The following is a 13,751-nucleotide window of genomic DNA, read 5'->3' on the forward strand; positions in this document are numbered from 1 at the left end:
ATCTTTTATCCACTATGGCAAGTACCAACAGAAGGAAATTTTTAAAGACGACCGTAGGTTTTTCGGCAGCAGCGGTTGCCTCCACTGCGTTAGGTGTCAACCCGTTGAACGCATTGGTGGGGTGTACCTCGTCCAATTCATCCGGCGACTCGTCGGAATCGGGTGGCGTACTCGAGTTTTCTCAGGACCCGCTGGGTTACGACTATAATGCATTGGAGCCTTATATCGATGCCCGGACCATGGAAATCCACTACACCAAGCATCACACCGGCTATATCAGTAAAGTTAACGATGCACTAAAAGCAGAAGAGGTAAGTTACACGACGGCAGAAGAGCTTTTTGCCAACATCTCGAAGCTTTCCGATGGTATACGCAACAATGGCGGCGGCGCATGGAACCACACGTTTTTCTGGAAATCCATGCGGGCTCCGGCAGAAGGCAATGCCCCTACGGGTGAACTAATGGAAGCGATCAATGGTGCATTCGGTTCTTTCGACGAGTTTAAAGAACAATTTGCATCGGCTGGTTCTACCCGCTTCGGCTCCGGCTGGGCGTGGCTGGTGAGCGACAACGGTACACTCAAGATCGGCTCTACCCCTAATCAAGATAATCCACTGATGGACGATGCCGAATTAAAAGGGAAGCCACTATTGGGTATTGATGTATGGGAGCATGCATATTATCTCCACTACCAGAACAAACGCGGCGACTACATCAACAATTGGTGGAATGTCGTCAATTGGGATTTTGTGGCAGAACAACTGAACGGATAATCGTTCCAACGATAACGACAGTAAAAAGGTCCGATTGCTAGGTAAGCACATCGGACCTTTTGTCTTTTACGGCTGCAGTGGAGCCGAGCTATGTTTCCAATGTTTTCTTCAGCGCTTCCAACTGGAAGTCTACGAGCGATTGCAGCGGTTTTTGTGCCAGCATCTTCATCATCATGTTCAGGTCGGCCTCAATGATCAACTCGGCCGTAGTGGCAGCGTCCCCTTCGGCGATCACGTGCCACCGGAGCGTCACGTCAAACGGTGCCTTTTCGGCAGCTACAAATGCCACTTCGCGGTTTTCGTTGCGATGGTCTACCTTCAACGCCAACTTGGCCATGTTCTGGATGGTAAAGCGGGCCTCATCCCGGGTTGACGACCAATTATATATACTCTCGGGCATCAATTGCTCGTGGTTATTGCAATCGGCCAGAAACGCATATACATCGGCAACCGGCTTATCGATGGAAATTTGATTCTTTATAACCGTCATCAGTTCATATTGTCGTTGTTATGCACCGTCGGGCGACCAGTTCGCCGGATCTACGCGCCACGCTTCTAACAATTCGATGTCGGTGTTGAGGATATAATTATGCCTCGCCGCAACCTGAAGCAGCGCATCGTAATTACAAAGGCTGAGGGTCCTGCACTTGGCTTCGGTGAAATTCGCTTCTGCCTCAGCAAGTCCGTAGGTGAATATCGACACCAGTCCCACCACGTTGCAATCGGCATCACGCAACGCCTTCACCGCATTCAAGCTGCTTTTACCCGTTGAAATCAGGTCTTCAATCACCACTGCCCGCTGGCCGCTCACGACCTCCCCTTCAATCTGGTTCTGCCGCCCATGATCTTTGGAGCTACCCCGCACGTATGTAAATGGCAGACCAAGATCTTGCGCCACCAGCACTCCCTGTGGAATCCCTGCCGTAGCAACACCCGAAATCATCTCAACTGCACCAAATTCTTCCTGTATCAGCTCGGATAACTTCTGGCGAATATACGTACGGATGGGCGGATGAGATAAAGCTACACGGTTGTCGCAGTAAATCGGCGACTTCCAACCCGAGGCCCATGTAAATGGATTTTTGGGTTGTAATTTAATTGCTTTAATTTGCAACAATGACTCGGCAACTTTTTGTGCAACCTCATTCATATCATTCATGGCGCAAATCTATAAAATTTATATGAACCAATCTGCCCTAGTTTTGGCAGAGCACCCCCCAAAAAACATCGACAACATTCAATCAATTGACCATCAACACCTTGACTTAGAAAAACTTTTCAAGCAGTGCAAGGCAAATAAATCAGCGGTCACGTATTTCGTCCAAACAAGCGATCCACGCGACTATTTCCGCCTCATCACGAACCAATTCAAGGTGATTAAAGCTGCGGGCGGACTCGTAAAAAACGGCGCGGGCGACTATCTTTTCATTTATCGGCTCGGTAAATGGGACTTGCCCAAGGGTAAATTAGACCCCGGAGAGTCGATGAAAAAAGCTGCGGTACGTGAGGTGGAGGAAGAATGCGGTGTAACCGTAGGCTACCTGGGACAGAAAATCGTCACTTCCTACCACACATACCACCTGAAGGGCGAGGTGGTGCTCAAAAAAACCAACTGGTATGAAATGGGCGTGAATAAAGTCCCCAAACTCAAACCGCAACTCGAAGAGGATATCACGGAAGCGGTATGGTTGCCGAAAACAAAATTCGGAAAAGTGCGAAAAAACACTTATCCCTCTATTGCGGAGGTTTTGGATACGATAGACAACAGACAATAGACAATAGACAATAGACAATAGATACTAGACGGCGGTCTTACGGCTTATGGCCTCAATCACCGCCTTCGGCACCAGTTGGCTTATATCTCCCTTATTTACGATGATTTCACGGACAATAGTGGACGAAATATGCGATAGCCCACTACTGCTCACCAAAAAAACGGATTCGACCGACGGCGCCAGTGCCGCATTATTCAAGGCAATAGCCTTTTCAAACTCAAAGTCGCCCGCATTCCGCATTCCACGGAGGACAAACTGGGCGTCGACCTCCTTGCAGAAATCAACCGTTAGGCCGTTAAACTGTACGGCCTCGACCGCATCTTTACAGGGTTCAAATACCGCCTGCACAATAGCCAACCGTTCATCGGGGCTGAAGAACCCTTTCTTGGTACTGTTGACGCCTATGGCCACATAAATTTTATCGAAAAGCACGGTGGCACGCTCCACGATATCCACGTGGGCATTGGTGATGGGGTCGAACGACCCGGGAAATACAGCGATCTTCATGTGCTATCCTTTTTTCAAAAGTAGCATATTGCGCGCTCAATGGCAAATCAACCCTTAATCAATCGCGCTACGAACATACTATCCGCTTTATGCCGGTAACCATGCAACACATCGGTTTGTTCCGCACGCAGTCCGAAGGCACCTTGCAAATATTCCACTACCCTTTCATTTTCCTCGGCAAATACGGAGCAGGTGATGTAAACGAGGGCCTTGCCCGGCTTCAAGTACGTGATCACCTGCGCTGCCAGCTGTCGCTGCAGGGCGGCAAAGCGCGCTATCGATTGGCTATCGAAGGCAGCGAGCATTTCCGGCGTGCGCCCCCATGTTCCCGAACCCGTACAGGGGGCGTCAAGGATGATGCCGTCAAACTGTTCGTCGCCCAGCACCGCTGCTACATCTTTGGTGAGGTCAACAATCCGTTGCCGATACGACGTGATGCCAGCCCGCTCGAAACGCTCGTCGAGGTTACGTAAAATGCTACGTCGCGTATCAGACACCAACAGGTTCACTTCGGGCGATTGGTCGATCAGCAACAGCGACTTCCCCCCCGCCCCGGCACAGGCGTCCCACCAGCGTTCGCCGGCGGCGGCCCCGAAATACGCCCCCGTCTGTTGCGATGAGTAATCCTGTACCTCGTATTGGCCCGCGATACCCTCCAAGCGATCTAACGCCGTACCATTGGGTAACGCCACGGTATAAGGTCCCACCGTCCGGTAATCAACTCCGGCGGTATCCAGCGCTGCTATCACCTCATCACGATAAGGTGGCCGCAACCGAATATATAAGTCGGGTTGTACAAAAAGACTTTCTATAAACCGTTTGCGGTCTATGCCTGCCGAAAGGAACTGTCGGAACGGAAAAACGTCTTCCAGACGAAATGTGGTATCGGCCTCCAACAATGAAATTTTTTCCGAAAGGTCGGCTTGGCGGTGTGCATCAAATTCGGGCAGGAAAATGGAAGCCACCGCGCTGTCATCGCTGCACAGGAAATCAGCCATCGCCAACCGAGTGGTCAGCGTTTCCCCTCGGGCGGCGTCTCCTAAACGGAAATAATGGTAAACCAGCCGCGACGCCATTCGTCGGTCTTTGCTCCCCATTTGCCGGTTACGCTTGTAAAACCCGCTAAGGAAGCGGGCCAGCGGCACGCCACTTTCTTCTGCATATTCATGGAGCAGGCGTTCAACCGTCTGGATTTGCTGCCGCACCCGCTTTTCCGAAACCATAGGAGGTAGTTTACTTGATCGGCTTACTTGATCGGCCGGAAACCTCCGCTGCCGTACTGCAAAATGGAAATGGCATTATTCACATAGCCCCAAGCAGCGTTGTATTCCCAATTAAACGTATTATGCAACCCTTCATAAGCGGTATCTTCCAAATGCAGCCGGTAATCGGGACCATACTTCACGAGCAGGCTACCGAAATAATAGGCGGCATCGTAGCCCTTATAGGCAAATTCGGTGGGCGATATACCAAACTCACTACGGTATTGCTGATTGAACCGGCGCACCCCGGGGGCATCTTTGTCGATATAATAGGATGTGGTGATGCGGGTATCGAGCGCTGCCAGCCCGTCTTCTGCATCGAAGCCCAACTTGGACCAGCTGGGGTGACCGAACAATTGGATATCGTATGACAGTTCCTCCTGGAGTCGCCTTAGCTGCGCTAAAATCGGAGATATCTCATACCTATTGGTGGTTGCCAATACAATTAAGTTCCTACCCTCCAAATGCACCCGACTTTCGAGGCTCGGCTCATCTTCCACTTCCACTACTTGGATATTACCATTTTTCAGTTTACGGATCTCCGATTTAAGCGGTACCAGCAGTTGCTTGCTCGCTTCATCGGGTGTTCTGTAGAAAATCACCACGTCGCCCTGTTGGTACTGGTCGGCAATGTGGACTGCTAAAGCACGGACATGGACCGGAAGGGGTGCGGTCATGGTGACCAAGTTGGGAAAATTAAACTCCGATGGCATACTCGCAGCCAAAGGTGAAATCTGTAAAGCCTGGTCGAGCTTCGCATTAAAGCCAAACACCTGGATTTCCTTCGGATATACAGGTCCTACTACCAGCGCAGCATCCTGTACCTCGGCCAACTTGGCGACACGAACATTCTCGCTCGCTTCATCGCGGGTATCCAATACGTTCAGTTTGAAATTCGCACCCTCGGCGGAAAGCGCATCCAGGCCGACCTTAAACCCTTGGTAGAAATCCAACGCCAGTGCCGACCGCTTGATATCCGCGGCACTTGGTGCGTGTGGGTTGGCCTTATCGAGCTCAAATGGTAAAAGCAGAGCAATCTGGTTAAAATCTACCACTTCCTCTTCTTCCGGCTTTGCCACCGTATCTTCTTTCTTTGTGGGCGTCTCCGTTTTTTCGGTGGGTTCCTTGCTACCCGGAGCCCGAAGCACCCTCACCTTCGGCGTACATGCCGCCAACAACACCAATACCGATAAGCCTAACAGGCACTTACTCCCATTCAATGGTAGCCGGAGGTTTCGAACTAATATCATATACAACCCTATTTATCCCCTTTACGTGATTGATTATCTCGTTTGATATCTTGGCCAACAACTCATAGGGCAGGTGTACCCAATCTGCCGTCATCCCGTCGAGCGATCCAACGGCGCGTAGTGCCACCACATGCTCGTAGGTACGCTCATCGCCCATCACCCCTACGGACTGCACCGGCAAGAAAATCGTGCCCGCCTGCCATACTTGATCGTACCAGCCGGATTCCCGTAGGTTCCGGATATAGATATCATCAGCTTCCTGCAAAATCCGTACCTTTTCGGCGGTGATTTCTCCCAGTATACGGATGGCGAGACCGGGGCCCGGAAACGGGTGCCTACCGAGGATAGTCGGTGCCACGCCCAGTGCTTTGCCCACCCGGCGCACCTCGTCTTTGAAAAGGGTGTTGAGCGGCTCTACCACTTTCAGCTTCATGAAATCGGGCAGCCCGCCTACATTATGGTGTGATTTGATGGTAGCGGAGGGTCCGTTTACCGAAATCGACTCGATGACGTCGGGATAGATGGTGCCCTGTCCGAGCCACCTCACTTCAACGCCTGTTGGCAGCTCCGCCTGTACCGCGTGTGCGGCGTCATCGAATTCGTCGATGAAGGCAGCACCAATGATTTTACGTTTCTGTTCGGGCTCACTCACGCCTGCCAGTTTCTTGTAAAACCGTTCTTTGGCGTTTACACCTTTGATATTGAGTCCCATGTGCTGATAAGATTCGAGCACCTGCTCAAACTCATTCTTCCGCAATAGTCCGTGGTCTACAAATATGCAATGCAGGTTTTTTCCGATGGCCTGGTGTAACAATACTGCCGCTACCGTCGAGTCGACCCCACCGGATAAGGCCATGATCACGTGGTCGTTACCTAGCTTTTCCTTCAGCGTTGCCACCGTCGTCTCTGCAAATGCATCCGCTGTCCATGACGGCGTACACCCACAAATATCGATGACGAAATTCTTCAATAACGTTGTGCCGTCGGTACTATGGGTTACCTCCGGGTGGAACTGTATACCATAGGTCTGTGTACCCCTAACGTGGTATGCAGCTACATTTACCTTACTGGTGCTGGCAATGACGTCAAAAGCCTGGGGAATGGACGAGATGGTATCGCCGTGTGACATCCACACCTGTGAGTCTGCCGGGATATCAGCCAACAAGGGGCTGTTGTGGTCTACGAAATGAAGGTTCGCCCGGCCATATTCGCGGATGGTAGACGCTACCACCGCGCCACCCGAATGCTGTGCCACGTATTGCGCGCCGTAGCATACCCCCAGCAGCGGAAACCGATCCTGGATGGACTGGAAATCAATCTGCGGCGCGTCATCTTGCCGCACGGAATACGGACTCCCCGAGAAGATAACCCCTTTCACCGAGGTATCAAACTCGGGAATATGGGTATATGGGTAGATCTCGCAATATACATTCAACTCCCGCACCCGCCGCGCAATCAACTGGGTATATTGGGAGCCGAAATCAAGAATAATAATTTTTTCTGGCATGGGCCAAAGGTACGTATAAGATACGAAATCTACCCATTTTTTCGTTTCGACCACTCGTCGGCATGCTTAATATCCCACTCGTCGGCGTTGAACACCGGGTCTTTCCCTTCGGCCCGCTGTTGGCGGTAATCTTTGAGCGCCTTCAATGCCGGCTTACGTAGCAGGATAATGGCTATCAGGTTGAGCCATGCCATCATTCCCACCCCGATATCGCCCATGGTCCATGCCATTTCAGCTGTTTTGACGGTACCATAGTAGGTGGCAAACAGGATGAGGACCCGAAGTGCCCACACCGCCCAACGCTGCTTGCCCCGTTTATCAAGGTAGCTAAGGTTGGTCTCTGCCATATAGTAGTAAGCCATGATGGTGGTAAACACGAAAAAGAACAATGCCAGGGCCACAAACCCGGCGCCGATGCTGGGGAAATGATGTGCTACGGCATGTTGCGTAAATTCCGAGCCAATCTGGACCCCAGGTATGTTTTCAACGACATACCCCCCGTCCGGCTTTTGCACATTATATGCCCCCGTAAATAAAATCATGAGTGCGGTCGCCGTACATACAAAAAGCGTATCCACATACACCGAAAATGCCTGCACCAGTCCCTGTTTGGCGGGATGGCTCACCTCGGCCGCCGCCGCCGCATGGGGTGCGGTACCCTGCCCCGCCTCGTTGGAGTAGATACCCCGCTTCACCCCCCACGATATCGCCATGCCCAGCATCCCGCCAAAAGCCGGTTCGAAATCGAAAGCTGAACGGAAGATCAGTCCGAAAACGGCTGGAATATCCTGGAAGTTCATTCCTATGATAATTAGCGCAGTAAGAATATAGGCACCCGCCATAAAGGGCACCACCACCTCGGCTACCTTCGCGATGCGTTTCACGCCGCCGATGATGATGAGGCCGAGCAAAATAACGAGGCCAATACCCGTATACTCCACCGGGATATTAAATGCATTCTCTACGCCCAGCGCAATGCTGTTACTTTGTACGCCCGGCAAAAACAACGCCGTGCTCAGTATGGTGACGATGGCAAAAGCCACCGCGTACCATTTTACGCCGAGTCCCTTTTCGATATAGAACGCCGGACCACCACGGTATTGTCCATCTTTCACTTCCTTGTATATCTGGCCCAGTGTCGCCTCCACGTAGGCCGACGATGCCCCCAGGAACGCGATGAGCCACATCCAGAATACGGCACCGGGCCCACCCATGGCAATGGCCGTGGCCACACCCGCGATGTTACCGGTACCAATCCTACCCGACAGCGCCAGGGCGAAAGCTTGGAAGGATGAAACACCTTTAGTAGATGAGCCACCGCTAAACAGCAGCTTTACCATATCCTTCAGGTACCTGACCTGTAGAAATCCAGTAGCGAACGAGAAATATACCCCTACCCCGATACATAGCACAACGAGCGCGTCACTCCACACCACGTCGTTAACGGCCTTAATAAGCTGTTCCATAAGGTTTTGCAGTCGGAACGACTGTTTTTATTTACTGTTTTAACGGTTAGCAATTTTTTCAAGGCCCGCAAATTAGGGAATTCTGCGGCATTCTGCTATTTTTTTATTGTGAATCGTTAACCGTTAGCGTGCAACAAAAAATTACCCGCACCGAGCCGTAAACCGATCATTGGTCCTGGCAATCAACCGGGTGCGTACAACCGTCGAAAGCCATCAGTCCGCCCATTCTAGCAAGTAGTCTACACAGCCCCGACTTAGCCCATCGTTAAAAGTCAATTTACCGTTTTCATTCACATAGAGCCGCTGTATACCCATGCTTAGGTCATAGTCACTGATTCCTTTGCCCCGTTCTGCCCCAATATAGACCACACCGATATTGGGTTCGTGGTAGGTGTAGTCTTCGCAAAACCACAACGTATGCGAATTCGCGAATAGGTTCCCGCGCTGTCCCACAGGTTCATCGATGGTCAGCACATATGTTTTGGTCTCGGTCTGCATATTGTTATTATGATAGATGGATACGCTTCCACCTTTATTAAATTGATAGTATGTGATATCACCATTCAGGAAACGTTGCCGTAATATTCGGCCTACCACCATGTCATATAACGTGTTTTTAACAACCACATCAAAACGAAGGGTATCTAATAATCCCTGTCCATTAATATAGCCTATCGCATAGTCTTCCAAAAAAAAGGAATCACCCGACCGCTGTTGCCAAGGCCCTTTTCCGTCCGTGAATGCCGTCAATATTTCCCGACCACCATGCACAAACTCACCGTCTTCTTTCACACGAAATGCGTATGCTACATTATGATACGCTTCGAAGCGCTCACCCGCTCCAATTATTTTTACGGGTGTACGTTCATCAAGCGGAACACCATTGTGATCGTCAAGGCCGGTAAAGTAAACCAACTCCCGTTTTGGTTGGTATACAAAAGCGACAAATGTGGTTTCATCAATAACGGATCCGTCTTTGTCGTATGCAGTTGCGCTGACCTCCTGATCCCCTTTCCTGCCCAGTTGCCATTTAACCGGTGCCCGGGCAATGCCGCTTTCACCGGTAGCTGCTTCCACTGAAGCCGAAGCATTGCCGCCAAAATGTCCTCCACCCTTGGTTATCTTCCAAATCACCTGCACGCCTTCTATAGGGAGTCCATCGGTTGCTGTAACGGTCACTTCCAATAATTCCGGGACCTCTTGCAACATCTTCACCTCCTGATTATTCCCTGATTTTATGGTGATTTTATCCGGCACGGTATACGTTATCGGTATGTTTACCGTAGCTGGCGCGCCGTCTGACACCAGTCCGTAGCTGAACGTCAGCGACTCTACCTCACCATAACCTTCCATCTGTCGCGGGTCAAATCGAATCTCTGTGGCCCCGGTGTCAACCGCCCGCACTTCCTCGAAGTAAACCGTCGCACCGTCAGCGCTAGCCAGCCGTACCTTTGCGTATACCGGCTCACCGGTCGAAGTATCTCCCTCCTCCGTATCGACCACAACGACACGGAACGATAGCACCCCACCGTCACGTTCGCTGTAGGAAGGTGCTTCCGGCGACAGCTTCAGCACGGTCGCCGTTTCGCCTGCGGACTGCGATGCGGCATTGTACGCATCCACCAGCCCCGCATAGCGACTTCCTTGCGATTGCTCGTATGTCCGCAGTTCATCCAGTCGATCCAGTCCGTCCAACGTCGCCAGCAATCGGTCTGCGGCTTCCAGCAAGTCACCAACAGCTTCCCCATGCGCGCCACTGGCAGACATATAGTCCGCCAGAAACGATGCCGATTCCCCCATGGCGTATTCCAGCATGCACTGTATATAGCCCAAATCCGTCAGGTGGCCATAGGTTCCACCCGCACCTTCCGGCAGCGGGCAACCGCTACTGGCGGACCGTGTGGCGTTCGCATCCATCAGCAATACCCCTGCCTGCAACTCACCGTTTTCGTAATAGCCACTGGCCAAGGTCTTGTAAGCACCGTCATCACTGTACTCCCGCAGGGAAATCTTGGTACCCGATTCACTCACCCGCCGCAAGGATAACACAGGGCCAACGGGCGCTGTTTCATCCATGGCCGATACCGAGACGGCCCCACCGGCCGAGACCTGTACAAGCGCCCCCGAAGTGCTACCGCCGCGAACAAGTCCCGCCGAGTGCACCAGCTCCACGTTGCCGCTGTCATCCGTTGAACCCAGTAACACCAGTGAATCGCCCCCCAGCGACAGTGCGCCCACCTGCTGCACGGCCTGACTGGGTCGCAGGTCGGCGTTCACAAAAAAATTGCCCGCACCGGGGAGGATGCTACCGTTGTATTCCGCATTCGCCGTCAGCTGCTCCTCCTGCAACTCCTCTTCGGTAGGTGCAGGCGGCGGGGTATCCTTTTTACAGCCCTTGATGGCGATAAGTAAAAACACCGCGATAAAAAAGATGAATGAAATTGGGGTAAGACGCGTCATGGTTGACATTTTTTTGTAGTCCGCCTATATTCGAAAGACGTAATACGGTTTTTTGTTTCTAATTGACGTCAAAGCTACCCCACTTCGGTCCAAAAAAAATACCCAGTGCTGGGTATTTTTAACGTATTCGATATAGAAAGAGGTGTTGCTCGCCTACAGTTTGCTATTCGCATCCACTGCATTCAACTCTTCAAATGCTTGCGTCAGGCGTTTCACGAAAGCATCTTCGCCTTTGCGCAACCATACGCGGGGGTCATAATATTTCTTGTTTGGTGAGTCCGCTCCGTCGGGATTGCCGATCTGGCTTTGCAGGTACCTCTCATTCGCTTGGTAGTATCCGCGTACACCGTCCCAAAATGCCCATTGCATATCGGTATCGATGTTCATTTTGATGGCACCATAGGAGATGGCTTCAGCAATCTCTTCCGGAGCCGAACCCGATCCACCATGGAAAACGAAGTTTACCGGCTTCTCAGCGGATAGGCCGAATTTCTCACGGATATATTCCTGCGAATTGTGGAGGATAACAGGTTGCAATTTGACGTTGCCGGGTTTATATACCCCGTGCACGTTTCCAAAGGCTGCGGCCACGGTGAACTTATCGCTTACCTTGCCCAGTTCCTCGTAGGCATAGGCCACCTCTTCGGGTTGGGTATACAATTTGGAGCTGTCTACATCGGTGTTATCCACGCCATCCTCTTCCCCACCGGTTACGCCGAGTTCGATTTCCACGGTCATGCCCAGCGGCTTCATCCGCTGGAGGTATTGCTTCGATATCTCGATATTCTCTTCAATCGGCTCTTCAGACAAATCGAGCATATGCGAAGAAAACAGCGGTTTGCCGTGTTGCTTAAAGAATTGTTCGCCATGGTCAAGCATGCCATCAATCCAAGGCAGCAGCTTTTTTGCCGCATGGTCGGTATGGAGGATCACCGCTACACCGTAGTGCTCGGCCAACAGATGCACATGATGCGCCGCAGACACGGCACCGAGTACGCACGCTTTCAGCCCGTCGTTGTTCATCGACTTCCCGGCGTAAAATTGTGCACCGCCGTTAGACAGCTGGATAATCACAGGGGAATTTACCGCCTTGGCGGTTTCCATTACGGCATTTATCGAATCCGTACCGATAATGTTCACAGCGGGCAAGGCAAATTTATGTGTCTTCGCGATCTCAAATAATTCCTGTACGGCATCGCCGGTGACAACTCCTTTAAAATCTTTTAAACTCATGGTATTCTCTTAGTTATCGTTTGTTTAAGGCCCCGAAAGTAGGCAAAATTTTTGGAAATCGGTAACTATCAATTTTTCCCTGATGAGGTAAAGCACAACAAAGATAAAAAGCAATACGTTAGTTAACAAATGTTAAAACCGCTGGATATAAGCGATACCACCATTACCTTTACCCCCCGAATGCGTGATAGCCATCGTTCCATATTATTTTATTTGCTTATGGCTTGCAGCGCCCTGCCCATGCGGGCACAGGCGCAGTATCTAGGCGGTGTGGTTCGCGACGGGGAGACTGGCCAGGCGGTCCGGGCCGCCAACATCACGGTAGGCAATCGCCGTACAGCGACCGATGCTTCCGGGCGTTTCGGCATCACGGGCTTCACCAACTTCCCTATCACCATTTCCGTTTCGCATATGGGCTACGAGCCGGCATCACTCACCCTCTACGCTCCCCCCGATACACTGCTTTACATTTCGTTGCTAAGCAAAACCATCGGCCTCGCGGAGGTACGGGTATTGGGCCGGCGCAACTCGGTGAAAGACTCTCTATGGATGCGGGATGCATACGCCGATCAATTCAACTTCAAGCCGGTGAAGCCGTGGCAGGCGCTGACCCTCGCCCCAATGGGTATTGGCATTAACCTCAACATGCTTTTTGCCTCCTTTTCGCGCGAGCAGAAACGGAGCAAGGTATTAAAGGCTGCACTCATCCGCGATGAGCACGACGATTATGTAGACCGCCGCTATACGAAGGAGCTCATCCAAGCGCAAACGGATATTTCCGACGCGGAGCTGGATGTTTTCCACTGGTTTTTCAGGCCTACCTATGAACAGTTGCACGGATTTTCCGACTATGACCTGCTCATGTATATCCGTGATAAGTACAAGGATTTCAGCACCCGCAGGGAAGCGTACCCGACAAAGATGCCGGTGTTTGGCGGTTTTAAGTAACCGATAACTCAAAACAAATATTTCACGGACGGTAAGAAGCTAGAATTTCAACACACTTCGCGATAAAGACACACAATTACCGTTATCAACTCAAATGCCTTCATTTGCAAACCAAAACAATAACTGCTACCTTTGTTAGGCAACAGAAAAGCGATGACGACACTGACCGTAAATATTGATGACCAAGGTGCTGAACAAAAAGTCAGAGCCCTATTGGACAATTTGGGATTAAATTATTCCATCCATGCAGACAACCCATCAAATTGGTGGGAGGATGAATTAAAGGTGCAAGCGTTGGATAAGCGTTCGGCTGACTTAAAATCTGGGAGGGACAAAGGCGTAGCCTTTACCGAAATAAAGCAACGACTGTTCTCCAAATAGCCATCTATTTCCTGTAAAAGTTGGCTCCTATCGTCAATACGTTGTATCATCCTTCCCTTTTGTTATCGTTTATGAATATATGCCAGAAAAGCAACTGGTATACATTCTACATATCTTCCATACCAGCCGACATCCTAAGAAAAAGCTAAGGACATAACGTTGTCACCACATAATTATACCTTTGTCCTA

13 protein-coding genes are annotated in these 13,751 nt (G+C 51.0%); 4 read left to right on the forward strand and 9 right to left on the reverse strand.

Features of this window, described 5'->3' with window-relative positions; genetic code table 11:
* Nucleotides 1–14 precede the first annotated feature (14 nt).
* Nucleotides 15–773, forward strand: a complete 759-nt coding sequence (locus U9S71_RS19050; protein ID WP_326329345.1) for a superoxide dismutase — start codon at nt 15–17, stop codon at nt 771–773.
* Between the two features lie 88 nt (nt 774–861).
* On the opposite strand, the gene U9S71_RS19055 is transcribed toward U9S71_RS19050, so the two are convergent.
* Nucleotides 862–1,263: an SRPBCC family protein gene (locus U9S71_RS19055; RefSeq protein WP_326329346.1), complete on the reverse strand. Its 402-nt coding sequence runs from the start codon at nt 1,261–1,263 to the stop codon at nt 862–864.
* Between the two features lie 18 nt (nt 1,264–1,281).
* Entirely contained in the window at nt 1,282–1,932 is a 651-nt protein-coding gene (pyrE, locus tag U9S71_RS19060) for an orotate phosphoribosyltransferase (protein ID WP_326329347.1), read from the reverse strand.
* A 43-nt stretch (nt 1,933–1,975) separates the two neighbouring features.
* On the opposite strand from pyrE, the gene U9S71_RS19065 reads away from it, so the two are divergent.
* Nucleotides 1,976–2,548 carry an NUDIX hydrolase gene (locus U9S71_RS19065; RefSeq protein WP_326329348.1) on the forward strand — a complete coding sequence of 191 codons (573 nt, stop codon included), beginning with the start codon at nt 1,976–1,978 and terminating at the stop codon, nt 2,546–2,548.
* A gap of 24 nt (nt 2,549–2,572) precedes the next feature.
* Here U9S71_RS19065 and coaD read toward each other — a convergent pair whose 3' ends face one another.
* The 7 genes from coaD to fbaA all read right to left on the reverse strand — a co-directional run bounded on the left by coaD (nt 2,573) and on the right by fbaA (nt 12,233).
* The gene (coaD, locus tag U9S71_RS19070; RefSeq protein WP_326329349.1) at nt 2,573–3,055 is read right to left on the reverse strand and encodes a pantetheine-phosphate adenylyltransferase; all 483 of its coding nucleotides are present in this window, start codon (nt 3,053–3,055) and stop codon (nt 2,573–2,575) included.
* 47 nt (nt 3,056–3,102) lie between these two features.
* Complete coding sequence (locus U9S71_RS19075) at nt 3,103–4,278, reverse strand: RsmB/NOP family class I SAM-dependent RNA methyltransferase (protein WP_326329350.1); 1,176 nt, start codon at nt 4,276–4,278, stop codon at nt 3,103–3,105.
* 23 nt (nt 4,279–4,301) lie between these two features.
* The gene (locus tag U9S71_RS19080) at nt 4,302–5,567 is read right to left on the reverse strand and encodes an ABC transporter substrate-binding protein (RefSeq protein ID WP_326329351.1); all 1,266 of its coding nucleotides are present in this window, start codon (nt 5,565–5,567) and stop codon (nt 4,302–4,304) included.
* Entirely contained in the window at nt 5,524–7,074 is a 1,551-nt protein-coding gene (gene guaA / locus U9S71_RS19085; RefSeq protein WP_326329352.1) for a glutamine-hydrolyzing GMP synthase, read from the reverse strand. Before guaA ends, U9S71_RS19080 begins: the two co-directional genes overlap by 44 nt.
* 29 nt (nt 7,075–7,103) lie before the next feature.
* The gene (locus tag U9S71_RS19090; RefSeq protein ID WP_326329354.1) at nt 7,104–8,540 is read right to left on the reverse strand and encodes an alanine/glycine:cation symporter family protein; all 1,437 of its coding nucleotides are present in this window, start codon (nt 8,538–8,540) and stop codon (nt 7,104–7,106) included.
* Between the two features lie 213 nt (nt 8,541–8,753).
* Nucleotides 8,754–11,000, reverse strand: coding sequence for a hypothetical protein (locus U9S71_RS19095; protein ID WP_326329356.1), 2,247 nt, complete (start codon nt 10,998–11,000; stop codon nt 8,754–8,756).
* A 153-nt stretch (nt 11,001–11,153) separates the two neighbouring features.
* Nucleotides 11,154–12,233, reverse strand: a complete 1,080-nt coding sequence (gene fbaA / locus U9S71_RS19100) for a class II fructose-bisphosphate aldolase (protein ID WP_326329358.1) — start codon at nt 12,231–12,233, stop codon at nt 11,154–11,156.
* A gap of 129 nt (nt 12,234–12,362) precedes the next feature.
* Between fbaA and U9S71_RS19105 the strand changes: the two genes are divergently transcribed.
* Both U9S71_RS19105 and U9S71_RS19110 read left to right on the forward strand, forming a co-directional pair.
* Nucleotides 12,363–13,181 carry a carboxypeptidase-like regulatory domain-containing protein gene (locus U9S71_RS19105; protein ID WP_326329360.1) on the forward strand — a complete coding sequence of 273 codons (819 nt, stop codon included), beginning with the start codon at nt 12,363–12,365 and terminating at the stop codon, nt 13,179–13,181.
* 153 nt (nt 13,182–13,334) lie between these two features.
* Entirely contained in the window at nt 13,335–13,562 is a 228-nt protein-coding gene (locus U9S71_RS19110; RefSeq protein WP_326329362.1) for a hypothetical protein, read from the forward strand.
* Nucleotides 13,563–13,751: the final 189 nt, after the last annotated feature.

The sequence above is a fragment of the Parapedobacter flavus genome, assembly GCF_035818675.1.
Taxonomy (GTDB): domain Bacteria; phylum Bacteroidota; class Bacteroidia; order Sphingobacteriales; family Sphingobacteriaceae; genus Parapedobacter; species Parapedobacter flavus.

Coding starts and splice junctions, on each gene's coding strand:
- U9S71_RS19050 (WP_326329345.1), top strand. CDS start 15: ATGGCAAGTACCAACAGAAGGAAATTTTTAAAGACGACCGTAGGTTTT.
- U9S71_RS19055 (WP_326329346.1), bottom strand. CDS start 1,263: ATGACGGTTATAAAGAATCAAATTTCCATCGATAAGCCGGTTGCCGAT.
- pyrE (WP_326329347.1), bottom strand. CDS start 1,932: ATGAATGATATGAATGAGGTTGCACAAAAAGTTGCCGAGTCATTGTTG.
- coaD (WP_326329349.1), bottom strand. CDS start 3,055: ATGAAGATCGCTGTATTTCCCGGGTCGTTCGACCCCATCACCAATGCC.
- U9S71_RS19075 (WP_326329350.1), bottom strand. CDS start 4,278: ATGGTTTCGGAAAAGCGGGTGCGGCAGCAAATCCAGACGGTTGAACGC.
- U9S71_RS19080 (WP_326329351.1), bottom strand. CDS start 5,567: ATGATATTAGTTCGAAACCTCCGGCTACCATTGAATGGGAGTAAGTGC.
- guaA (WP_326329352.1), bottom strand. CDS start 7,074: ATGCCAGAAAAAATTATTATTCTTGATTTCGGCTCCCAATATACCCAG.
- U9S71_RS19090 (WP_326329354.1), bottom strand. CDS start 8,540: ATGGAACAGCTTATTAAGGCCGTTAACGACGTGGTGTGGAGTGACGCG.
- U9S71_RS19095 (WP_326329356.1), bottom strand. CDS start 11,000: ATGACGCGTCTTACCCCAATTTCATTCATCTTTTTTATCGCGGTGTTT.
- fbaA (WP_326329358.1), bottom strand. CDS start 12,233: ATGAGTTTAAAAGATTTTAAAGGAGTTGTCACCGGCGATGCCGTACAG.
- U9S71_RS19105 (WP_326329360.1), top strand. CDS start 12,363: ATGTTAAAACCGCTGGATATAAGCGATACCACCATTACCTTTACCCCC.
- U9S71_RS19110 (WP_326329362.1), top strand. CDS start 13,335: ATGACGACACTGACCGTAAATATTGATGACCAAGGTGCTGAACAAAAA.